Raw genomic sequence first — 22,532 nt, forward strand, 5'->3', positions numbered from 1 at the left:
ATTAAAACTCTAAATCTGTTATAAAATCACTTTTACAAGTCATGGTGAAGGGTCTTATCCAGTGGTTTTGTCCTTGGACTTCCGGGAATTCCAAGTCCGTAACAATAATTCTACAGCTTTCATCAAGGAATATTTCCGGATATCCGCCGTGAAGAGTTTTTTCTAAAGTGCTTTCTTTGAAATCAACCAAAGCGCGGATTTTGTCTTCTGGTACCGTTCTGTTTTTTCCAATCAGGAAACCTCGGATTGTGAATTTATAATCATCAATATTGATGATCTCATTCACGGTTCCTTTGCGCTCAACAACAGGAGTAGAAACTACAGTTGTGGCAAGATTTACAGAAATGGTACAGGCATCAATTGAAATATGAATCCCCTCAAGAGTTCCAGCATTCAGTTTGCCGCCCCTTAGTGTTATAGGAAACCAGATATCCTGACCATAAGCGCCTATTTTATTGAAACTAATATTCTTGGAAGAATAATGAATAGTGCCTCTAGGATGTGGGTTTTTGGTAATACCAGGAATCTCAACTTCTTGAGTGAAATTCTTTTTATTACCATCTCTATCCACATAGTAAGAACCGCGGCCAAAGTATTCTTTGTACAGGTCATAAAGATTAAAGACGTTTGCTGAGTTTGCCATGTTATCCGTTTTGTGCGCCGTTGTATAGAACTCTACCCATCATTTCCATTAACAATTTTTCAAGCTCGTCTCTACTTTCATTATTATTTAAAGTGGTGAATTGAATCGTTTCAAAGAATTTCCCAAGCGTGATATTAATTACGCGCGGTCCTCCGCCAGAAATTGTATCACCAGCTTTTTTGGAAGACTCTTTATTTTTCTTACTTTTTGCTTCAGTATCACTGATAATCCCTTTATCCTTAAATCTTGTTAAGTCTGCCTGATAACTTGGTGCTGCTGGATCATCTTTATTTACGATGGTTTTCGTAGCTTGCACAGTAAGATTATTGTCATCTGTTACAATGTCGCGAACCCATTTATAAGCGGCTTCTAAACCATCGAGGATAGGGCTTAATACTTTTTCCCAAATCCAAACTAAGGCGTCACCGAGCCACGTAATTATAGGTTTAATGATACTTTCTAAGGTCCAGCCAATAAGCCGGAAAATATCTTTTATGATTAAACTTTTCCCAAGCCATTCCAAAATGCCGCCGACAATTTTCCCTAGTTGAGCAGACACTGTTTTTGAATAATCCCAAATGGTTCCGAAAATTCCAGAAACAATATTCAGGTAATCCATCCAACCGCCTGTGCTTTTTGACAAACCAGTGATATAAGCTATAGCGGTTCCCAATCCTTTAGAAATAAGGTCGATGTACGGCGTGATTTTTAAAATTGCAGGTGCAACAAAATTTAAAGCCTTTGTGCCAAGATCAAGGAATTGAATAATAATAGGGCTCATTGCATCACCAATATCTGTAAGCGTATTTGCTGCTTTATCCTTCATTGCTTCCCACCGTCCGCCCTTCGTTGCATTTTGAGCTTCTAATGCGCCGGCATAAAGACCACCTTTGCTCCTTGCCATTGCTAATGACTTGGCCAGTAAATCATAAGTAACATCCATTTCCTTAACTTCATCCATTGATTTTCCTGTAGCTTTGGAGAGCAGAGAATAAATATTGATTCCAGCATAGCCAAATTGCCTAATATCCATAGCGGAAGCTTTTCCAAGCGACTTAATTTGCTGCATGTTAATTGACATACGCTGCAATTCATCATTTCCTCCACCGGTTGCTGCTATAGCATTGGCAAGGTTCATCACATCTTCTCTGGCATTTTTAGCATTGCCGTCAACTGATATTAAAGCCCGGTTAGCTTTTAGAAGTGAGGCGGTATCGTAAGAAGAATTTTGTGCATCCTGCCGGATATTCTTATAAGCGACATTTGCATCCTTTTTTCCGATAAAAGTGGAAAGTCCTACGAGATCTTTCTCTTTTTGCAAACTCCCGGAAATAGCGCTCCCAATTCCTTCTTTAACTGCTCCTAAAAAAGCAGTTGCAGCCTGTAAGCCAACATTACCGATCATGGAACCTAAAGCGACTCCACCAACGCCAATCCCACCAGAACTAGACCCAGAACCACCAATATTACCTTGATGAGTTCCGGCTTGCCTTTGTAAACTTGCTAATTCACGCCTTGCAGATGCAATTTGGGTGGTAATAGTAGAGGTTCGAATTGTATTTTCAACTTCACGAATTCTGCTTTGTAACTGATCATAGCTTTGGCCAAGAATACGGTTACGCTGGTTCATTTTATCCGCGTGCTGAGCCATTCGGCCGAATGTTGATTGAGAAGTTGCGCCAAGTTTCCCTAGGCCGCCGCTCATCTGATCACGCATTCGTACTACAAACTCAACAATATTACTCACAACTCTTTTTTACCTTGATTTTTCCAAATTTCTAAAGCGATGCCTGTTCTGAAGAAAAATTTCTCCTCACCCCAGAGTCTCATCGCATCTGCGCCGAATTTCATAGCTCCGAAAACTATTAAGAACTCAATTCCGCCTTCCTGCTTTTCAAAGGCATATTTGCCAGCTTGACTAAGCGCGAAAAAATTCGCCTTTCTTACCTTCTAAAATGTTATTGATTTGCAGGAAAACCGCAATAAAGAGGTCTTCATCTTCGATCAGTTGATAATCGCCTTCCAGCCAAAGCTGTTCGATGATCATAGCAACCGCTTTGGACATTCCGTTGACTCCGATTGCGGTTAGGTAATCGCCAAGGTCTTCAGCGGTTGGAGGTCTGAGAACTGCTAGGAAATCATCTACTTTTAAATAGATCAGTTCCCGGTTTGCGTTTTCCTCTTTCCATTCATCCAGCTTCTTTTGGGTGAATCTTTTCACAAATGCTGATAAATCCTTAACCACCGGTGATTTGTCGTTTTTTGCTTTTTCAGCTTCCTTTGCCTGTCTTTTGGCGAATACGTTTTTTAAGTCTTCTGTTTGTGACATTCTGATATTTTATTTTTGATTAATGAATTAACTGTTGGCTCATCGCTAAGAATGGCAACGTTGTTTCGCGGTTCTTTGCGCCTTGCTCCATTCCAACACCTGTCTCAGTAAACTGCACACCGCGGACGATGTAGGTCTTGCGCTTATCCGTAATTCTTCTTTTGAAAGAGATACTGATAATAATAAGCTCGTGCGGTACCTCTGTGATATCATCATAGCCTCCATCCTGCGCCGCTTTATCAATTGCATCGGCTTCGAATCCTAAAAGTTTGATATTACCTTCATACTTGATGTTGGAGGTCATAATATCAATCGGTTGATCACCTGCACCCATCAGATGTTCTGCATCTTTTGTTTTTTTACTTTCAAAACCGCGCAAACCTTTTATAGTTCGGTTGAGAACTTTTACTTCAAAATGTGACCAGGCACATTCTTTTGTAGTGATATTTACGTTTGACATTTTTTAAATCGTTTTTGTTAATCCTAGGTTGATGATGATCCATGTCAGATATCCAAGAGGTTGGATTTTCACCTGCATTTCCAAAGTGTTGGTATTAATAAGGTCCTGATCTAAGGAAATGATACAGTCTACGCCGCTGATCTGGTCTCCCATCTGTGCCAGTAGCTGCGTTTTAACGGTTTGCTCCATATACGTCGCATCAGCATCGTTGATTTTACCGTCCGGTGTAATTCTCACATCTGTTTCCACAAATGGAGCTGTAGTAGCGGTGGAGATTCTTTGCGCTTTGTCGATTAAGCGACCGTAAACTAAGATTCTGAAATCGTCATCAGAACACATGTTATCCCGGCCGAAAAAGAAACCTGAAATTCCTTCCCGGATATGCAACACCATAAATCCAGCACTTGCGAACGCATCCAGTTCTGTAGGTGTGTATTCTTCAATCGGACGGTCTCCGATATAAGCTGAATTAATACTCAAAGCGCCTTTTTCACCGCTTCCGATTTTAATGTGAGCTTCATATTTAACCGCCCTTGCTAATGCTAAAGGAACGGCCGGTCTGCCATCAGATAAAACATTTCCCAACACAACTCCAGCGTAACCGTTGGATGCAGTATTTGGATTGTAAGTGTTCGCGACATCCGTATTCGCAACTCTACCGGAAATTAAAAACCTTACCGGACGATTGATACTTTGTTGATATTCCGCCAACGCTTTTGAAGCGATGACAGCGGCTGAAACATCAGTGTCGAGAAATTCTTCTCCAGCATCATAAGCTAATGCCGGGTCTCTCATAATTCCAACCAGATTTACACGCCCTTGAGAAACAGTCAGCAATTTTTTCGCACCGTTGTTATTGGTACTGGTCACAGCTTGCGCCATCGTCATTGTGTCTTCGGTTCCTAGAACCCAAAGTTCCTGCGAGCCGCCAAGTTCCGTGTAGAACTCATTGAGAATTCCAAAGATGAAAGGTTCTGCAGCTTCGGTATAACCTTTCTTAACCGCATCGTCTAAGCCATAGACTGTATTTACTTTGCCAATTAATCCAGCGGTTTTCGCTGTAGCTACGATTCCTGCAACACCGTCAGTTATGTTGACTTGGCGTAGCAAATTGCCGTTGGTAACATTGGTAATTACTTTCGGCGTTCCAGTTTCTTGAGCCATAATTATTGAGCTAAGTTATTTTTGTATTCAGTTAAAGCAGTTTTTAAAGTTGCTGCCTTTTGGTCTTCGCATTTGATGTCGAAAAACTTGATGAAAGTTTTCAGAACAGGATATTCCGCTGCATCAATATCAAGGTTTTTAAGTTCCTCAGTTTTTGCAATAATTTCCTCTTCAGTAGGACCAACTGGTTCAACCGGAACAGTTGCAATTTTTTCCGCCTGATCTCTTGTGTAAGATTCAATTGTTTGATCTTGCAGGTTATTTTCCTGAGCAAAACTGATGGCGTGACCTGAGGTGTGAAAAACTCTTCCATCACTTGTAATGTGGCATTCGTTACTTCTGGAATGGCGCTCAAAATAGTCTTGAGCTAAATCTGTATGTTTCATTTTAATTGATTTTTAATAAGTGTTTAAACATTGATTAAATCAGGCGTTTCCAACGGAGTACACCGATTATTAAAAACAAAGAGAGGATTCCCATAAAGATTCTTCCGAACCAAATTTGAGTTTTCTGCCAGAACGTTAAAGGCTTTTCCACTTCAACAGGCACTTTGATGTAAATAGGTGTTTGCTCGTGCTCCTTGGTGTGGGTTTCCTCCCATTGTTTATGTAATTCCTGTGCTTTCGCTTCACAATCACAGTTTAATTTATTGCCGTCTAATGTGGTTTTGGGAACTTTCAGACTTTTACCAGGCTTTGAGGCTGCTTTGGTTTCCTGAGTTTCCCGTAGTACCGGTTTCCCGTTCACACAGTCTACAAAAGCCGTGTAGAATGAGCTGTCTTTTTCCACTTTAAAGATTGTATCTCTTACAGTTTTAACAGTCTCCTTCGTTTTCGTGATGATCACCGGTTCCTGCGGTTTCCTGCTTTTGCAGGAAACCACCATCACCAGCGAATAAAAAATCAGAACTATGAAAAAAAAATTGCGTTTCATTTTAAAAATTTATTTGTTTCAGCCAAGTTTTGACATCAAAGCTTGGACAGGCTTTGTTCACTTTTGGAAAATCCCGATGGCCAGTAATTATGGCAGTGGGAAATTTTAATTTCAGCTCTTTTAAAAGCTTTATTTGTGATGCTTTTTGCGCATCGGTTCTGTTATCCAGAGGTTTGTTTTTAGCATCTACACCGCCGATATAGGCGATATGAATACTGGGTGTGTTGTAACCGGCAACACCATTGGAGATTTGCTCAATCGGAAAAGTGTTCACTATTTCGCCATTGGCCTTAATCATAAAATGATATCCGGGATTCTTCCAGCCTTTCACCCGCTTCCAATAATCTTTAATTGAATCAATGGTTGTGTTTTGCGGTGTGGCTGTGCAATGCAGCACTAAATATTTGATAGCTCGCATAAGTGTTTTTAAGAAAAAAAGCCTACCTAATCAGATAGGCTTTTTATATTTATTTTGTGATTATTGTTAAGCGCCTTGAACGATTGAGATAACTCCTTTCCAGTCAGCTCTCTTACATCTTGCACCCATTTTCAGTAATGTTGAGTAAACGTCACCGTAATACAGTGGGTTCCCTTTGTCATCAAACAAATGAGTGTCTCCCATTGCCTTGGTAACAGATTGCTTTTGCCATAACAGACAGCCTAAATTGTCAGTTGCTGCAAGAGCGGTTCCCGGTGCAATGGCTGCACCTTCACTGGTAAATGCCAATACTGAACTTCTTTCCAAAATTTTGAATCCTGCGAACTCACCAACAATACCCTTTGAAAGGTCAGCGGCGTTTTGGAATGCAGCCATTTGGTTAGCTGATAATGAATCCAAAAATTGCTGATACATGTAAGATTCAAGCATTGCATATCTCTCAGACTTTGGAACATTATCTTTGTTCATGATCGCCTGAGCTTTTTGAAGCTCTTTGTAGCTCAATGCCTTTCTGGTTCCAGTTTGGCCATCTTCACCATTTACAGCCTCGGCTGCACCTGTAGTTGGGATTTTTCTGTTTGCTGGTAAATTATCAGCTGTAACACCGCCGCCAACTGCTGGTTTAAATGCTCTTACCCAGTTGTAAACTACTTCATCACCTACAGCTTCAATTAATGTATTGACATGATCGCCAAGTACAGAATCTGTTTTTTGGTAAGAAAGTTCCAGCTGGTCAGCCAGTGGCAAATGAGAAGGATCGGTAGTCCAAACATCAAGCGCATACACCAATGCTGTATCGGCTCTTTGCACCGCTGTTGCCGGATACACTGATCTGTTTTTTACCGTTCCGGGCTTTGCCCCGGCTTGTGGAATATAAACAACTGAACCACCTTTTACGAATTGAGATTCGTCAACACATAGTGCTAAATGGGGATTTTCTTTCCATAGTTTTTCAACTACGTATTGCGCCCACAGTTCTTGTGGTACTTTTGGATTTTGTGCCATATTTTTTAGTCTTGTTTTAGGTTAGGATACTTCTCATCTCTCAGTTTTTCATAGAGATCAGGAAACTCTTTCTTTACGGTTTCCAGTTCACCGGAACTGTACAGATCATCAAAGGTTTTACCTTCGTATTTGCCAGCTTCTTTTTGCTCTGTAACCAATACCTGCGCTGGTAATGTATCGATCAAATCTTTCAGTCCGGACGGATTTTCGGCATAGTCTTTCTCAAGCTTTGCAGCCAATTCGTTGGTCAGTTTTTTAGAGGTTTTTCCACCGGCAATAAGGTCTTGAACCTCCTTTGTTAAGGTTTCGGCCTTTACCGTTTTCAGTTCCTCATCTTTTGCATCCAAAAGATCTTTGTACTCGTCGGCTTTGTCAGCTTTAGCAACTAGGTTGTTAATAGCTGTTACGACGGCAGATTCGTCGCCGTCCTTTAGATTCAGTGCGGTAAGAATTACGGCAGCTTCTAGTGTGTTTTTCATATTTTTTAAAGTGAAATTTTCGAGATCGGATAAGTTGAGCTCGTTGTTATCTTTATCATAAAGATTAGCAAGAGCGTTGTAGTTTCCGGGAATATCCACCAGTGATATTTCACGCGAAAACCATTTTGTTACGGTAGGTTTTGTTTGTCCGGGTAACTTTAGATTTTTAGCATCTGAAGCTTCCAAAACGACAATCTTTCCAACAGAGGCAGCGTTTAGAAAACCACCTTCTATCTGGTCAACTATTGATTGACCTTCCGGATGTGATAGATTAACAACCGGCTTTGCAAAAACTTTATCGCCATCGATACGGAAATCATCCCAACGAACGACAACACCTTTGTCACGGTTGTGCATGTGGAAGCCTATTGGATTCTTTTTGACTTCATCGATTTGAAATCCTGCCGTAAGACATCGGTAACCATAAACATTCACGGAATCATCAGTGATGCAAAATTCTTTGTCTATTTTTTTGAAAGTGTCGCTCATTTATTTTGAAAAAGGTTTAAAAAATTTGCTTTCAACTTGATACTTTAATTCGTGCTTATGAATGTTTGGAAATCCAAGAACATCCACACCTAGCCAGAAAGAAATTATTATCGTTTTCATATTTGTCTGGCAAACTTCCAAAAACCTCTAACCGTTTGAAAATTAGTGCGCAAGGATTGCACAACTATTTCACTTTGAGGCTGTTTCACTTCATTTTTGTACCGAGAAATACTATTTATGGCAATAAGCAAGTCGGAACAAAGGGAACACGCACGCCTTTTATATGTGAATGAAAAAATCACATTAAAAGAAGTGGCAGAGCGTGTGAAAGTCACTGAGAAAACAGTGGGTAAGTGGTGCAAAGAAGATAACTGGGACGGTCTCAGAAAGAGCCTTTTAAACACCCGGGAAAATCAATTGATACACTTTTATAATCAATTGGAAGCTATCAATCTTGATATCGCCTTTCGACCTGAAATTCTGGATAATAAGGGAAAGCCGATTCAGCGACCACAAAAAAACATTCCTACATCTGCTGAAGCGGATACATTGAGTAAAATAACTTCTAATATACAACGATTGGAGGTGGAAATCGGATTAGGTGAAATCGTACATACTGGCAAAAAGATGATCACCTTCATCCAGCAGATCAATCTACCGGATGCAAAGCTTTTTAAAAACTATTTCGATGAGTACATAAATAACCGGGTGAAAAATGGCTAATCGCAAAAAAACCGATAAAGAGTGGTTACAGGAGTGGAAAGAATTTGGAGACAATATCGACAACGCCACACCCATTGACCTCGCAGAGTTATCTACCGAAAAACTAAAACGCATTAAGCGACTGGAAGAGAATGATGAGGAATGGTTTAAGTATTATTTCCCAAATTTCTATACCTCAGAACCTGCACCGTTTCACTTAGCATCTACCAAAAAAGTAATGCGGAATTCTGAGTATTACTTGGTGAGAAGTTGGGCGCGTGAACTTTCAAAGTCCGGGCGTACAATGATGGAGGTTTTGAAATTAATCCTTACCGGCAAGAAAAAAAATACGCTTCTGGTTTCAAACTCCTGGGATAATGCCAATAGGCTTTTAATGCCTTACAAAACAATCCTTGAGAGAAACAATAGAATCATTAATGACTACGGCCAACAGAAAAGAATTGGAAGTTGGGAAGAGGGAGAATTCACCACCCGAAAAGGTTGTGCTTTTCGCGCCGTTGGGGCTGGGCAATCGCCGAGGGGTACGCGTAACGATTCCATTCGTCCGGATATTATTTTAATTGATGATATCGACACTGATGACGATTGCCGAAACTCTGAAATTATTGATAAGCGTGTAAAATGGATCGATGAAGCTTTGATTCCAACGCGGTCTATTTCTAACGGTTTACTGATTATCGCCTGCGGAAATATCATTGCAGATTATTGTTGTATAACCGAAATGGGTAATAAGGCAGATAGCTGGGAAATTGTAAATATCCGGGACGAAAACAATAAATCCACTTGGCCAGAAAAAAACACGGAGGAACTGATTGATATTGCACTCAGAACCACAAGTTACGAGTCTATCCAAAAGGAATATTATAATAATCCAATGGACGGCGGAAAAGTCTTTAAAAACTTGACCGACAAAACGCCTTTTATGTTGAAGCACTGCGATTATGTGGTGATTTATGCCGATCCAGCAACCAGCAATTCTGAAAGTAAAAAATCATCATCCAAAGCGGTCGGAATTGTCGCCAATAAGATGAGGGAATATAATATTCACAAGGCATGGGTAGACCAGATGACAAACTCGAAATTCATTGATTATCTCTTCGAAGCTTACATGATTTGTAAGAAAGCAGGTGTTGAAGTTATTTACATCTACATCGAAAATAATACGCTGCAAAATCCTTTTTATGAGCAGGTTCTATTGCCGCTGATTTATGCAAAATCACAGGAGCTGAACATCATACTCCCAATTCGACCTGACGAGCGCAAAAAGCCAGATAAATGGTCAAGGATTGAAGGGAAGTTAGAGCCGTTGGTAAGATTGGAGCATCTGACTTTTAACGAGCGTGAAAAAGATAATCCGCACATGATGAGATTAAAAGCACAATTCAAAAATGCCAATTCCAAAGCAAAGCTTCTGGATGGTCCCGATATGATCGAGGGTGCTGTTTCAATCATCGACGATAAGAGAGCCAGCGAAGCACTTGGCTCTGTAGAATCAGTGCAACGTCAACCTAGCCGTCATAGACTTTAAACATATTTAAAATGAGTTTAATAACACCAAAAGACCTCGACACTGAACTGTACGCAGAGGTCATTAACCAAATCACACGATATCAGGAACCGGTAGAAAATGAAGACCCGGAAACTGTTCCCGTTGCTGAAATCAATCAGGAAGTACAGGATCATATCGATGATGCTGAAGCATTCATCAAAACTTTCCTTTTTAAATATGATCTGGATAAACTTTTCGGAACTGAAGATTCGGATCCAGCAGTAAAAGACCATGCTCTGAAAAAATGCGTAAAGGTAACGACGTCTTGGTTCCTGATTCGGAAAGCAAATCCGAACGTTAATCTGTCAAGATTCGAAGCTGATTTTATGTTTTGGATCGGAACAGAGGAAGAGCCGGGATGGATTTACGGAATCCGGGACGGGAAACTAAATCCGGGTTGGCCTTATCCGGCTGACGATCCTGACACCCCGGAAGATGAAAGTGGAAGCGATGTCTATTGGACATCTACAACTAAACGAACAAACAGATTTTAAAATGACAGAAGATTTAAAACCGCGCCCGCAAAAGCAAACCGCTCAACCGACATACATAATCCAGGATATTAACCTTGTTTCGCCAGATCGTAGCAGGAAGGATGTTCAGTCGCTTAAAAACTCCGTTGTCATTGCTGAATCAGTTCATTACCCGAACAGAGTACTGCTGTATGATCTGTATCATGATGTTGTTTCTATGGACGGCTTTCTTGGGGGAATTATTGATAAAAGAATCAATTCAGTTCTCAATAAAAAATTAATTTTTAAGGACAAAGAAGGCAACGAGAACAAAGTGGTGACCAAACTCATGCGCAGCAAGTCTGGAAGATCTTTGATAAAGAAAATACTGGAATCCATTTTCTGGGGTATTTCGGGTGTTGAATTTAAGATCGGAGAAAAGTTTTGTTTTGACGAAATCGAACGAAAGCACATCAAGCCGGAAAAGGGTTTGATTGTTAAAAACCAATACAGCATTTCCAAAGATGAAGGCTTTAAAATTGACGAGCTGCCATTTGTTTGGGTGATCGGTGATAAAAAGGATCTCGGCTTATTGTTGGGCTGTTCACTGTACGCAATTTACAAACGAGGAAACTTTGGTGATTGGGCGCAATATGTAGAAATTTTCGGCCAACCGGTTCGAATTATGGAATATGATGCCTATGACACACAAACCAAAGAGGAGCTTAAAAAGATTCTCAATGAGTCCGGAAACTCATTAGCAATGATGATTCCAAAGCAGGCAACTTTCCAGATGTTGGACGGCAAAGCCAGTAATGGTGACGGACAATTACAAGGTGGTTTTAAAGCTGCCTGTAATGAAGAAATGGCTATTAAAATCCTTGGAAACACGGAAACCACATCCGCGAGCAAATCTTCCGGATATGCGCAATCTAAAGAGCATGGTGAACAACAAGACGAGATTATCGCCTCTGACTTAATCATGGTTGAGAATGAGCTGAATTCTGAATATTTCCTTAATATTCTGAAATCTTACGGTTTTGATGTTGAAGGCGGTGAATTTGAGTATGAGTTAGAATTAAATCTAGCCAAACTGAAACTCAAAATGGAGATTGATTTTAAAGTTGCAGAAAAGGTACCGGTGGAAGATGATTATTGGTATAGTACCTATGGCATCCCAAAACCAAAGAATTACGACGCTTTGAAAAAGAAAATGGAGGAAAGTAAACTGCCGGTTATTGATGACGGTACCAAGACAGAAAAAAAAGGTACCAAGATCAATGATGCCACTTCGAAAAAGGAAGGAGATCTCGCGGATTTTAGCAACCCTACAATTCTAGACCAGTTTTTCAAAAAGATGGCCGATTTTTTCGACCACGCCCGACGGTAATCGGGCGGTTAAATAATCTGTACGCCACACACTGTGAAGATTGTGGTGGACATTTACCGGATCTTGCAGACCAAGACAATAATTGGGATGAAATTTATCAGATTATTGCTGAACAGCTGAACGATCCAAACATTCTAATTAATGCTGATCTGCACCTGAAAACGGCACAAAGTTTAATGAAAGCGGTAAACTCAGGACTTGAAGGTATTGGAAGTTCTGAAGACGATCAGCGGATTCTAATTGAGAAATTGAAGCAAAACATCTATGCGTTTTCGGCGGCGAAATCTCTCACTCAAATGCAATATTACCGTGATGCAATGATTGAAGATGGCAAGATAATAAGTGGATCGGCATTCGTTAAAAAGATAGCAGATACAGGAGAAATTTTCAATAGGAAATTTTTGGAAACCGAATCCGAAAATGCACATTATAGTGCGATAATGGCGGATAAATGGGATAGGTTTGCGGAAGAGGATTGGTTGCAATATTCTACGGTTGGTGATAGTCGTGTAAGACCATCGCACGCGGTTCTTGATAAATACACCGCTCCGAAATCACATTTCTTCTGGAAAACAAATTATCCGCCAAATGGCTGGAGCTGTAGATGCATGGTGGTTCCGGGAAAATCAAATTATCAAAATAAATTGACGGACCAGGAGGCAGACATACAGTTAAAAGAAGAAAACAAAGATTCGCCGTTTTACAATAATGTTGGAATATCGAAAGTGATATTTAAAGAAAACCATCCGTATTTTATCAATTCAAAAGGAAAGGAGCAAAATCTGAGCTGGCAACAGTATGGATTGCCCAATCTTGAAAAAATAAAAACTTTTGAAGGCTACTCCGAAACATGGATGAATGCAAAAGGTGTGATCACTGAAGTAGATTTTACCGCGGGCGACCCTAAGAAGATTGACAAACTAAGAAAAGGCATTTTAATAGACCGATGAGTCCAGAAGAATTTGACAAAGTTTTGCAACGTAAATCAGCCGAGCTGAAGACATACACTGAAGTAAAGTTTCCTGCAAAAGCCGGAAAGATTGCTTTGCGTTTTGTGAACGGGAATTTTCGGGCGCAAGGCTTTCAAGGTGCATCTTTCAAAAAGTGGAAATCTACCAAGCGTGGTGGTACCATTCTCGTGAAAACGGGAAAATTGAGGGCTGCAACCTATTTCACAACACAGGTAGGTCAAGCAACAATTCAGAACCACATGCCATACGCAAAAGCGCACAATGAAGGATTCAGTGGTGATGTGACTGTAAAGGCTCACACTAGAAATAGGTACGGAAAAACAAAGATCGGCACCGGTAAATATACCAAAAGCGGAAATGAAAGGCAGAAAACTGTTACCATGAAAACGGGTCAAAGTTCTGTAAAATCTCACACCAGAAAGGTGAATATTGCACAACGCCAATTTGCTCCAACCGCTGCCAATCCAAGTCCTGTTTTAAATAATGCCATCTCCAGAGAAGTATTACGGGATATCAACGAAATAATCAAAAAATAATGGATTACTTTTTTTCACAAATATTAATTGATCTTCAGAAAAGGATTTCCAAAGAAGTTCCCGCAATTCAGTACATTGATCAGGACCTTGGCCAATTAGGGCAAGTTGGTGAAAATGGCCGTCCGGCGTTAGCCTATCCAGCGGTTTTAATTGATTTCCCGAACTCTGATTATTCAGAACTTTCCAGTTCTGCACAGTTGGGAATGGTACCAATCACTTTTCAGCTCGTGTTTGACAACTACAGCGCGACTTGGCACAAAGCTCCACTAAGAGACAGAATGAAAGGTTTAGAATATTTGGAGATTGAACAGAAACTCCACAATGCGCTGAACGGATGGAGTGAGGATTATTTCACCAACCTGACCAGAACCAACGTGAAAAGCCAGAATAACAATGATATCGGGTTACGCGTCCGCCAACTGACTTATACGACATCTTACGAGGATTACAGCACAAATCAGGAGGAAACCAAAGAAGTGGTTTTTAAATTTAATGGTGGATTAAAACCTAATTAAAAAGCGTTAACTGTTCGGTATTTGGTTTAGGAACGGGCGTTCCCTTGATATTCATCCATTGTCTGTAGGAAATGAAAATGTGATGCTTTGGGAAATGAATGCGTAAAATATCTGTATCCGGGACATCAGAATGCTTATACTGTTGATAGACAGAAATAATGTACTGTAAGCGTTTAATGTAATTATTTCTGTTGTAAGCCATTCTGTACAAAAATAAATAGCCTTGACATACGAGTCAAGGCTATTTTACTTTACCGAATTTTAGCTTTTATTTCTTCTGGAATGAGATTTAAAAATCTTTCCAGGTTTCTTAATTTATCATCAAAATCATTAATAAATTCCTCCAAATTATCCCAATTCTGAAAACCAGAGAACTCACAAAATTTACCTGTAACGGTATCAAAAAAAGCAAATGAAATTATCTCTTCGTCTAAATAGATTTGTCCTGTTAAGTCAATAAATCTAATCATAATTTACCATTGAGAATCTGAACGGTCAGACATATTTACTATTCTCCAGCTTTTAGGTGTAGGCTCCAGATTGTACCACACTTTTGCTTCTTTATTTTTGTAGCTTTTAATGGCGGTGGTTTTTTCCGCTGGTTGCACTTCTTTGGTCCAGAAAGCGAAAAGGCTTTCACTGTCACCTTTAGCAGATGAGAATACGTAATTTCCATTAATCACCTTGTAAACCACACTAACTCCTATTTTGCAAGGATTACCAAGTTTACAATCTTTCACTTCAGCTTCAGAAGTTTTTTCCGGTACCAATACGTAAGTGTAGTTTAAACCTTCCTTATAACTGTCAACCAATTTATAATCTGGATAGATGTTTTTGGTGAAGGTTTGCGCAAATGTTTCATCACCGCTGTTGGCCTTCTGTAGTAATTCTACATTTTGACCGAATACAAGTCCGGAAATAAAAAGGAAAATAAGAAATAGTTTTTTCATTTTTTTAATGATAAGATTAACATATAAATTATTCCTGCAAAATGTAAAAATAATTACTGATGAAAGTTTCTGTTTTATTGCCGTTTATTTCAATTTGCTCATCAAATTGATGCTTATCAAGGCGGGCAACAAATTTATTCCGTGAATTGTAAAGACTGTATGAATTAGCATCCTGATAAACTGACAGGAATGCAGTGTTTTTGTCAGCTACTGAACTGGCTTCTAACAGACCAGTTAAAAATAAATTAAAAGCAATTTCTGTTTGGTGGTTTTGCTTGCTTTTAGCATCAGCAACTATATATTTACACCTCTCAATATTAGCTATTAGGTCTTCATTTTTTAATCCTAACTTCTCGTTATATAGTTCGATTAGGTTATTATATGACACAGCTTTAAAAAGCGTCTTTTCTTGTCCAAAAAATATCCCGGAAATAAACAGAAAAAAAAGTAATAGTGTTTTCATTACATATATATCTGGTGACTTTTTAAAGAAGTGAAAAACAACTTCATCCTATCCAAAATGGCTAAATACTTCTCTTGTTCTTCCAACGGAAGCGAAACAAATGTATCATAATCATTGTAGTTTTCAGGATTAGCGATTTCCATATAGTAAGATATTGTAGAAATTTGATGCTTATCTCTCTTGGTGGTAAGCAATCTCATAATTTCCCTTAGGCTTCCTTTAAATAATCTTTCGTCTTCTGTGTAAATAACCCAATGTTCTCCGTTATTCACAAATCCTAAGATACTGATGCCTTCAAAATCAAAAGGATATTTTATTCTTCTGCCAATAGGAATTTGATTGAAGATTGATTTAGTAATCTTCTGATTTCCAAGTTTCGCAACTGAAACTGTAACAGTTTGCGCTTCTGAAAAGTATTTTTTGAAATCCATATAATTTACTGTTTTTTAAGTGCCGCGACAGGAACATTTACTTTTTTTAGTTCACCAGCTGCACTGTCAAAGTAAAATAAGACTGCAATTTTTTTATCACTTTGAGTCTCAATTCTGCCAACGGTAAATGTATAACTCTCTGAACTTTTAAGTGACACAACATCACCTTCTTTAATTTCTTCCATATTTCTGATTTTATTAATTTTTTCAAATTTAACAATTTTAATTAACAAATTTTTAAAAGATTTTTAACCTCTTTTTTAAACACCTTTAAAAACTGATTATCGCCAGACTGTTCCTCGTCTTTTTTTGTGGCGGTGAAGGTATGCCAGATGTGAACCGGTTCAGTAATTAGAAATTCTTCTACAGCTTCGTGATGAATCGGATAGGCTTTAATTTCATAGCCTTTGCTTTGCAGGAACTGAAAAATTTCAGTTTGTGGTATTGTGAGTTGTACTTCCATTTTAATAAAATCGGGTGGTTTTTCGGTCAGTTTAATCATTTTTCTTTTTTAATTTTTTCAGCAAGTTCCCGGTGCATCTTTTCCCTGGTTAATGCATCGACCGCTTTTTGTGGGAGAAAGTCTTTTTTAGGCTGCACCAGTGTTTCAAATTTTTCCTGAAGCTCTTTGGGTAATTCATTGAAGTACTTGCCGACTTTCGCCTCCGTTCGCGGTTCCTGTTTCTTTTTCAACAGTTTTTCCCGGGTTGCAGCTTTCACATCTAAATATTTGTTGCTCCAGTCCATAATCTCGAAAGTATCGCATTTGTACACTTTCCCAAATTCGCCCTGCCTTGCCATTTTGAACATGAGAATAATATCTTCCAGTGCATCAGTTTTAAATTTTTCGTACAGGTCGCCAGCAAGGATGTCAATTTGATAGTCATAAAGCTCTTTGCCGGTTACTTCCAGAAAGAATTCTATAATCCGAGATATTTGATCTACAACCGGTCGTTTCCTGCCAAGTGTCATAACCAGCGGACTTTCTTCGATTACTTTTGCAACGCTTATTTTCTGCTCTATTTTAGCGAGCATATTAAAAGCCTGTTTAGTCTCCGTAAATGTCTGTAAGGTCATCAGTACGGTTTGCGCTGGATCTTGTTTTATTAAGTTTTGCGAAGTATTTTGCATATTGCTTCGGGTTTGCTTTGATTGACAAAATATAATTAAGGTACTTATCTGTATTGCCGGGCCGGAAAAGTGTTGTTGGGCAAAGGTGTTGGTTCATCACCTCGTTATTCTTCCAGTCGAGCGTTTTAACCTGTACAATTTCCTTTAATTCCTGTACGGTGTAACCATCTTTCAGCCTTGCCGATATGGGCGCTATATTGCTTTTAATCGGCTTAAATCTTTTGCCTGCCAAATCGTTGAGCATTGTTAAGATTTCTATTTCGTGGGTGGCGATTTCTTCATTCATTATTCCATATTTTCGTGAATTATATAAGAGAAATAACAGATAATTATTGCTGTTATCATTATTTGCATCCAAATAAAACTAAGAGTCCAAATAAATACTAGGAAAGAAAGAATTCTGACTAACGTTAAATTTTAATATTGATAATCAGTATTTTGTGATTTCAATATCTCTGTCAGTCAATCCAAATTTAGTGATTTGTTTTTGAATTCTTTTGGCTGCAGCAATTTTTCTTTTCTCGTCAAGGAACAGATATAGTGAAGGTGGTTGGTAGCTTTGCCCTTTCACAAGCATGTTCCAGATGATGACGGCAAGTTTGCGGGCCAGTGCAGAGACAGCAGTTGCTCTTCCTTTCTTGTAGTTCAACCTTTTGAAAAAGTCTGCGAGCCAGCCTTCTTTGAGATTACCGATGGCATTGGCAGTGTTTCGAAAGGCAATTTTGAGCCTTGAACTTCCTTTCGGGATGTGGTTGGACAGCACCTTGCCTCCGCTTATCTTGTTGTTTGGCGCAAGCCTAAGCCAGGCCGTGAACTGTTTAGCAGTGGGGAATTTCCTAATACCGTCTAATCCGATTTCAGCAATAAGGGTCATAATCAATCCCTCACTTACCCCTTCAATAGCCATCAGATCTACACCTTCGAAGTATTGGTAAGCAATTAAATTCATATCCGTTTGGCTTACCGCATTTTTGTTTTTTCGCTTGTGCTTTTTTTTTTCAATGGTATGCTGTTTCTTATGGTCGTCTTTATCGATGAGTTCTTTCAGCAGTTGATCAATTTGTAAATCTGTCTCTGTGATTTGCTGTTGAAGGTGTTTATAGGAGTTCCACTCCTGTTGCAAAGCAAAAAGATAATCTTTACGACCGTTAAATTGCAGGGCTTTTGCAATTTCTTCCTCTGATTTCCGGCAATTATAATGACGGAGTTTTGCCAAGTCCTCACCTTGATGCTCACCCTTTAAAAAAGCCTCAATAATCGATGATCCGGTAAGGCCAACTACATCCCTTACCACGACTTCTAACCGCATATTCATCAACCGAAGGTATTTTTGAATTCTCCTGACGCATGATGCGGATTGCTTCAGCAGATTCTGCCGGTGTCTGGAATAGGTCCGTACAGTATCCGTGTCCGAATCTGGCAAAAAACTGGCACTCAAAAGCCCGAGAGAATGCAGTTTCTGTATCCACTGACAATCTTTAATGTCGGTCTTTTTTCCTTTGATGTTTTTGGTTTGTCTGCCATTCACCAAAATCACCTCAAAACCCTGGCCCACCAAAGTGGAAAATAGGTTTTGCCAGTAAGTTCCGGTGGATTCCATTGCAATGGAGGTAACACCTTTTGAGTGTAGCCAGTTACACATCTCGAGCTGATCTTGGCTGTACACCCCAAATTCTTTTACATCCTCGGCATTTTGCCCTACAGCTGCCCAGTGGCTGCGGCTGCCAATGTCTATTCCACACGCATTGGGATGTACCACTTCGAGTGAAATCTGCTTCTTAATTTCCATGTCTTAATTTTTTAAATTAAACCAATAAAAACTCCAAGGATTGCACTTTGCTAAATTTGAAATTATTCTGATCGGGATATCTGCTTTTGGCGGACTCACCATTAAAAACTAACACCGTCTGAAGTATTACTACCAAAGACTTTTGTGCAATCTTACCTGAATTGCAGACGGGTTTTTTAAACACCATTGCTTAAACCGGTCTTTTCAAGGAGCAGGTACTAAGGTAAGAAATAATGGATTTGGAATATTGAATTTTTCACGCCGACTCCTCCTCGTTAGCGGCTAAAAACAACTTCGTTTTCGAGTAGGGGAATTGCAGGTAACGGTTTGCAGCTTGGCGAAGTGGCGGAAATCGAAGCACAAATGTTGAGTTTTGCACAAAAGTTCAATCGAAGAACTGAACTTGAATTTAGCAATGAACCCGCCATTTTGCCAAACTGCTGTTGAACTAAACCTCCGGTAGCTTTTCCCATTCGCCGTTTTAGTAACTTTGTTTTTATTAACCCTTAAAAAACATATAAAATGGCTACAAAAAAAAATCTCCGGAGGATTTAAGGACCAACAAATTTCTCAATCGTGCCTCGAGCGAAGTTAATGGTTTTGCCGAACTTCTGCAACGCTTCGAAAGAAATATTTCCATCCTGGGCAGAAGCAAACGTACCTTCGACAATTATTCCCGTCACGTTGCAGCCTTGGCGCTTCATTTCGGTAAAGTCCCTACCGAATTAGACCCGGAAGACATCAAAGATTACCTTTTTGAACTTCAAAAGCGATCAAAAACCCCTTCTCAGTCGTACTTTAAACATACCGTTTACGGACTGCGGTTTTTGCTGAAAACCGAAGGCTTGCCTTACAGCTACCTCCATCTTCCCGCGATTCCAAAAGTGAAAAAACTTCCCACTATTTTAAGCCGTGAAGAAATCTGGCGAATGCTTCAAAGTGCTGAACTCCTGAAACACAAACTGCTCATCGGCCTGATCTACGGTTGCGGACTGCGCTGTATGGAAGTAAGGAATATCAAGCTTCAGCATTTGGATTTTGACCGGAAGATGCTGCATATCGTTCAGGGTAAAGGCAGCAAAGACCGCTATGTTCCCCTGTCCGAACATTTAATCAGAGGCTTGAAAACCTTCATCAGTATTGAAAATCCGGATCAGTATTTATTCAATGGGAACCACAACAGGAATATTGAGGAGATTGATTTAAAAACACATCAAAACGCTTTACAGAAACCTGATTTTGACTCCCGCTACAGCCAGCGCGGTGTGCAGTGGGTAATAAAAACCATTTCTAAAAAAGCCGGCATCACCAAAGAGGTTCACACCCATACTTTGCGCCACAGCTACGCCACGCATCTGCTGGAAGAAGGCGTTCCGATCATCATGGTTCAGAAACTTCTGGGTCATGAAAGAATTGAATCGACCATGGAATATCTTCATGTCTGCCAGCTTTCGGATCAGAAGCCTCACAGTCCTTTGGATACCGTTTTCGCTTTATGCCGCAAAAATGGAATCCCGAAGTAAGGGCAGAAGTGTAGCCGACGTTCTGCGCAAAATCAATTTATCGGCTCAAAATTTTACGGGTCATCAGGAAAAAACGCTTCGGGCTTTGTCCTATTGTCGGACTTCCGCCTTGGGCGGCCATATCGATGCGTGCGACGGTTGCGGAAATCTTTCCATCAGTTACAACTCGTGTCGTAATCGGCATTGTCCGCAATGTCAAGGTCATAAAAAAGAAGAATGGATTCAGAAGCGCGAAGCGGATTTACTCCCGTGCAGCTATTATCATCTCGTTTTCACGCTTCCCGAAGAGCTGAACGGTTTGGCAATTGCAAATCCCACACTCATTTACAAAACATTGTTTGAAGCCGCCTGGGCAACTTTAAACCAATTCGGTAACACCGAAGGAATACAGCTCGGAATGATTGCGATACTTCACACGTGGGGACAGAACCTGAGCTTGCATCCGCACCTGCACTGCATTGTTCCTGGCGGCGGAATTGATCATCACGGAAAGTGGAAAAAGAAAGTACGAACCGATAAATATCTCTTCTCTGTAAAAGCGATGAGCAAAGTATTCCGGGCAAAGTTTGTGGCTTTATTGAGAACTTCGGGAGTAAAAGATTCCAATTTAATGGATAAACTCTTTACCAAGAACTGGGTCGTCTATGCAAAACGTCCTTTTGGCGGCCCGAAACAGGTCATCGAGTACTTGGGCAGGTACACCCACAAAGTCGCCATCAGCAACCACCGTATCAAAGAAGTTACCGATAAAAAAGTGCATTTTAGCTACAAAGATTACCGGAAAGGTGGCGAAAAAAAGGAGATGACCCTATCCCATGTGGAGTTTATCAGGCGCTTCAGTCTGCACATTCTGCCAAAAAGGTTTGTGCGGATCCGCCATTACGGGATTTTGAGCAGCAGCTGGAAACGTGGGAAACTTCAGGCTCTGCAATCCGATTTAAAGATCAAGATCCCGGAGGTAACACCCAAAACGCTGCTCAATAAATGCCGGTGCTGCAAGGAGGGAAACCTGGTGACCATTGCCGTTTTCGGGCAGCGCGGTCCGCCGCAGGATTTTCTTTTCGTTACCCAACCTTTGTCTGCAAAATAACCTTTGCGGGTAAGGGAAGCTGTGCCCTACCGCCAGTAAAACCCCGCAGAACCCGCTTCCAAAGGCTACCCAACGCCACAAAAAAAAGCAGTCCTTCTGAAAAACTGCTTTGCACCTCTAAATTCTAAAAACGACATCCCCATAAGAGGACCATCATACTGCTGAAAAGCCACCGGAGCTTCCGTTCAACGGGCTTTCATTTCTTGTCTTGCAGACAAAACGAAAGCTTAGTTATTGTGCGATGTTTTTTTTTAACATTGTGATTTAATTTTTATCGATTTGGCTCTGATCGCAAAAAATTCCTTGACTAAAATTTCATCATCTTGAATTAGCTCTGCAGAACCGCGAGAGATTATTGTCGTAGAAGTTGGAGATTTCCAAACTTGCCGAAAACAACCCTTTATTTCAGGAAAGTTATTGACAAAAAAAGAGATGGCAAATTCGTCATTCCAATATTGCTCTATTATAGACTCTAAAATGGCATCATATTTATGGATGATTCTATCTTGCAAAACACTATTTAGTTTTAAAGGTATGTTATGGCATAAATCAGCCAACAATCTAGCGTTATTGTCTTGACTGTGTCGAATTTCTATAAATGCATAGTATAAGGCTTTGTGCAAAATCAATCTTGTGTCAATTTGCGAGTCGTCGGTAAAAAAATCTTCATAAACCTCAAAGAAAAGGTCGAAAGCCACACTACTATTCCCATTGCAATAATTTAAAATAATCTGAACCCAATCAATATCAACCTTTTCGGAAAAATATAATTGGCAGTATTTGGAGAATAAGATATTGTCTTCAAAAGAATGCGCAACATTAATTCTATCAATATACCTTGCCAACTCGTATAAATTTCTTTCGCCTAAATAATTGGAAGGGTTATTTTTTAATTTTGAAATATCGTTTGCAATTCTATACATAATATTGGTTTAAAATATCGCACAACGTTTCGGCGCTTGGCGAAGAAGCGGTTTTCGAAGCACTAAACTGTCCGCCAGCACTGAACTTGATACGAAGCACAAAGCTTCATTTAAGCACTGAACCCGCTTTTTTGCCAAACGCCTGTTGTACCACC

32 protein-coding genes are annotated in these 22,532 nt (G+C 39.9%); 9 read left to right on the top strand and 23 right to left on the bottom strand.

Annotated features, from left to right (window positions below; translation table 11 throughout):
* Position 1 precedes the first annotated feature (1 nt).
* The 10 genes from AP75_RS01880 to AP75_RS01925 all read right to left on the bottom strand — a co-directional run bounded on the left by AP75_RS01880 (position 2) and on the right by AP75_RS01925 (position 7,941).
* Positions 2-643: a DUF6046 domain-containing protein gene (locus AP75_RS01880; protein WP_031504152.1), complete on the bottom strand. Its 642-nt coding sequence runs from the start codon at positions 641-643 to the stop codon at positions 2-4.
* 1 nt (position 644) lies between these two features.
* A complete protein-coding gene (locus AP75_RS01885; protein ID WP_031504149.1) occupies positions 645-2,348 on the bottom strand; it encodes a tape measure protein in 1,704 nt (567 codons plus the stop codon).
* Positions 2,349-2,561: 213 nt separating this feature from the next.
* Positions 2,562-2,972 carry a hypothetical protein gene (locus AP75_RS01890; protein ID WP_031504147.1) on the bottom strand — a complete coding sequence of 137 codons (411 nt, stop codon included), beginning with the start codon at positions 2,970-2,972 and terminating at the stop codon, positions 2,562-2,564.
* A 19-nt stretch (positions 2,973-2,991) separates the two neighbouring features.
* Positions 2,992-3,432 (bottom strand): hypothetical protein, encoded by a 441-nt coding sequence (locus AP75_RS01895; RefSeq protein ID WP_031504145.1) that lies wholly within the window; start codon positions 3,430-3,432, stop codon positions 2,992-2,994.
* A gap of 3 nt (positions 3,433-3,435) precedes the next feature.
* Positions 3,436-4,596, bottom strand: a complete 1,161-nt coding sequence (locus tag AP75_RS01900; protein WP_088263479.1) for a DUF2586 family protein — start codon at positions 4,594-4,596, stop codon at positions 3,436-3,438.
* A 2-nt stretch (positions 4,597-4,598) separates the two neighbouring features.
* Positions 4,599-4,982, bottom strand: a complete 384-nt coding sequence (locus AP75_RS01905) for a hypothetical protein (RefSeq protein WP_031504139.1) — start codon at positions 4,980-4,982, stop codon at positions 4,599-4,601.
* 34 nt (positions 4,983-5,016) lie between these two features.
* Positions 5,017-5,529 (bottom strand): hypothetical protein, encoded by a 513-nt coding sequence (locus AP75_RS01910; protein ID WP_031504137.1) that lies wholly within the window; start codon positions 5,527-5,529, stop codon positions 5,017-5,019.
* 1 nt (position 5,530) lies between these two features.
* Positions 5,531-5,947 (bottom strand): N-acetylmuramoyl-L-alanine amidase, encoded by a 417-nt coding sequence (locus AP75_RS01915; RefSeq protein ID WP_031504136.1) that lies wholly within the window; start codon positions 5,945-5,947, stop codon positions 5,531-5,533.
* A 66-nt stretch (positions 5,948-6,013) separates the two neighbouring features.
* Complete coding sequence (locus AP75_RS01920) at positions 6,014-6,973, bottom strand: phage capsid protein (RefSeq protein WP_031504133.1); 960 nt, start codon at positions 6,971-6,973, stop codon at positions 6,014-6,016.
* 5 nt (positions 6,974-6,978) lie between these two features.
* Positions 6,979-7,941 carry a hypothetical protein gene (locus AP75_RS01925; protein ID WP_031504131.1) on the bottom strand — a complete coding sequence of 321 codons (963 nt, stop codon included), beginning with the start codon at positions 7,939-7,941 and terminating at the stop codon, positions 6,979-6,981.
* 237 nt (positions 7,942-8,178) lie between these two features.
* On the opposite strand from AP75_RS01925, the gene AP75_RS01930 reads away from it, so the two are divergent.
* From AP75_RS01930 to AP75_RS01960, 7 genes are all read left to right on the top strand, one after another.
* On the top strand, positions 8,179-8,664 hold the full coding sequence (locus tag AP75_RS01930) for a DUF1804 family protein (RefSeq protein ID WP_088263480.1): 486 nt from the start codon (positions 8,179-8,181) through the stop codon (positions 8,662-8,664).
* The gene (locus AP75_RS01935) at positions 8,657-10,192 is read left to right on the top strand and encodes a hypothetical protein (protein WP_088263481.1); all 1,536 of its coding nucleotides are present in this window, start codon (positions 8,657-8,659) and stop codon (positions 10,190-10,192) included. Before AP75_RS01930 ends, AP75_RS01935 begins: the two co-directional genes overlap by 8 nt.
* Before the next feature lie 11 nt (positions 10,193-10,203).
* Entirely contained in the window at positions 10,204-10,707 is a 504-nt protein-coding gene (locus AP75_RS01940) for a hypothetical protein (RefSeq protein ID WP_031504125.1), read from the top strand.
* A gap of 1 nt (position 10,708) precedes the next feature.
* Positions 10,709-12,055 (top strand): phage portal protein family protein, encoded by a 1,347-nt coding sequence (locus AP75_RS01945; protein WP_031504122.1) that lies wholly within the window; start codon positions 10,709-10,711, stop codon positions 12,053-12,055.
* A gap of 176 nt (positions 12,056-12,231) precedes the next feature.
* A complete protein-coding gene (locus tag AP75_RS01950; protein WP_031504120.1) occupies positions 12,232-13,005 on the top strand; it encodes a phage head morphogenesis protein in 774 nt (257 codons plus the stop codon).
* A complete protein-coding gene (locus AP75_RS01955) occupies positions 13,002-13,562 on the top strand; it encodes a hypothetical protein (RefSeq protein WP_031504118.1) in 561 nt (186 codons plus the stop codon). Before AP75_RS01950 ends, AP75_RS01955 begins: the two co-directional genes overlap by 4 nt.
* The gene (locus tag AP75_RS01960) at positions 13,562-14,077 is read left to right on the top strand and encodes a hypothetical protein (RefSeq protein WP_031504116.1); all 516 of its coding nucleotides are present in this window, start codon (positions 13,562-13,564) and stop codon (positions 14,075-14,077) included. Before AP75_RS01955 ends, AP75_RS01960 begins: the two co-directional genes overlap by 1 nt.
* Here the strand turns inward: AP75_RS01960 and AP75_RS01965 are convergent.
* From AP75_RS01965 to AP75_RS14615, 12 genes are all read right to left on the bottom strand, one after another.
* Complete coding sequence (locus AP75_RS01965) at positions 14,070-14,279, bottom strand: hypothetical protein (RefSeq protein ID WP_031504113.1); 210 nt, start codon at positions 14,277-14,279, stop codon at positions 14,070-14,072. The genes AP75_RS01960 and AP75_RS01965 overlap by 8 nt on opposite strands.
* 49 nt (positions 14,280-14,328) lie before the next feature.
* On the bottom strand, positions 14,329-14,547 hold the full coding sequence (locus tag AP75_RS01970; protein WP_031504111.1) for a hypothetical protein: 219 nt from the start codon (positions 14,545-14,547) through the stop codon (positions 14,329-14,331).
* Positions 14,548-14,550: 3 nt separating this feature from the next.
* Positions 14,551-15,027: a hypothetical protein gene (locus AP75_RS01975; protein WP_031504109.1), complete on the bottom strand. Its 477-nt coding sequence runs from the start codon at positions 15,025-15,027 to the stop codon at positions 14,551-14,553.
* A gap of 28 nt (positions 15,028-15,055) precedes the next feature.
* A complete protein-coding gene (locus tag AP75_RS01980) occupies positions 15,056-15,490 on the bottom strand; it encodes a hypothetical protein (RefSeq protein ID WP_031504107.1) in 435 nt (144 codons plus the stop codon).
* A complete protein-coding gene (locus AP75_RS01985; RefSeq protein WP_031504104.1) occupies positions 15,490-15,921 on the bottom strand; it encodes a hypothetical protein in 432 nt (143 codons plus the stop codon). The genes AP75_RS01980 and AP75_RS01985 overlap by 1 nt, the downstream gene beginning before the upstream one ends.
* A 5-nt stretch (positions 15,922-15,926) precedes the next feature.
* Positions 15,927-16,106 carry a hypothetical protein gene (locus AP75_RS01990; RefSeq protein ID WP_143755769.1) on the bottom strand — a complete coding sequence of 60 codons (180 nt, stop codon included), beginning with the start codon at positions 16,104-16,106 and terminating at the stop codon, positions 15,927-15,929.
* A 41-nt stretch (positions 16,107-16,147) separates the two neighbouring features.
* A complete protein-coding gene (locus AP75_RS01995; protein ID WP_031504101.1) occupies positions 16,148-16,423 on the bottom strand; it encodes a hypothetical protein in 276 nt (91 codons plus the stop codon).
* Positions 16,420-16,998, bottom strand: a complete 579-nt coding sequence (locus AP75_RS02000; protein ID WP_221404526.1) for a hypothetical protein — start codon at positions 16,996-16,998, stop codon at positions 16,420-16,422. Before AP75_RS02000 ends, AP75_RS01995 begins: the two co-directional genes overlap by 4 nt.
* Complete coding sequence (locus AP75_RS02005) at positions 16,970-17,338, bottom strand: conserved phage C-terminal domain-containing protein (protein ID WP_088263482.1); 369 nt, start codon at positions 17,336-17,338, stop codon at positions 16,970-16,972. The genes AP75_RS02000 and AP75_RS02005 overlap by 29 nt, the downstream gene beginning before the upstream one ends.
* Before the next feature lie 144 nt (positions 17,339-17,482).
* Positions 17,483-18,841, bottom strand: a complete 1,359-nt coding sequence (locus tag AP75_RS02010) for an IS110 family RNA-guided transposase (RefSeq protein ID WP_088263483.1) — start codon at positions 18,839-18,841, stop codon at positions 17,483-17,485.
* Between the two features lie 275 nt (positions 18,842-19,116).
* Positions 19,117-19,314 carry a hypothetical protein gene (locus tag AP75_RS02015; RefSeq protein WP_088263484.1) on the bottom strand — a complete coding sequence of 66 codons (198 nt, stop codon included), beginning with the start codon at positions 19,312-19,314 and terminating at the stop codon, positions 19,117-19,119.
* A 78-nt stretch (positions 19,315-19,392) separates the two neighbouring features.
* Positions 19,393-19,545 (bottom strand): hypothetical protein, encoded by a 153-nt coding sequence (locus AP75_RS14615; protein WP_242589743.1) that lies wholly within the window; start codon positions 19,543-19,545, stop codon positions 19,393-19,395.
* Between AP75_RS14615 and AP75_RS02020 the strand changes: the two genes are divergently transcribed.
* Both AP75_RS02020 and AP75_RS02025 read left to right on the top strand, forming a co-directional pair.
* Positions 19,483-20,364 carry a tyrosine-type recombinase/integrase gene (locus AP75_RS02020; RefSeq protein ID WP_242589747.1) on the top strand — a complete coding sequence of 294 codons (882 nt, stop codon included), beginning with the start codon at positions 19,483-19,485 and terminating at the stop codon, positions 20,362-20,364. The two genes, AP75_RS14615 and AP75_RS02020, sit on opposite strands and share 63 nt — an antisense overlap.
* Positions 20,348-21,454, top strand: coding sequence for an IS91 family transposase (locus AP75_RS02025; protein WP_088263486.1), 1,107 nt, complete (start codon positions 20,348-20,350; stop codon positions 21,452-21,454). Before AP75_RS02020 ends, AP75_RS02025 begins: the two co-directional genes overlap by 17 nt.
* A gap of 251 nt (positions 21,455-21,705) precedes the next feature.
* Here AP75_RS02025 and AP75_RS02030 read toward each other — a convergent pair whose 3' ends face one another.
* A complete protein-coding gene (locus AP75_RS02030) occupies positions 21,706-22,377 on the bottom strand; it encodes a hypothetical protein (protein WP_031501850.1) in 672 nt (223 codons plus the stop codon).
* Between the last annotated feature and the right edge of the window lie 155 nt (positions 22,378-22,532).

The sequence above is a fragment of the Kaistella haifensis DSM 19056 genome (assembly GCF_000735695.2).
GTDB classification, from domain to species: Bacteria; Bacteroidota; Bacteroidia; order Flavobacteriales; family Weeksellaceae; genus Kaistella; species Kaistella haifensis.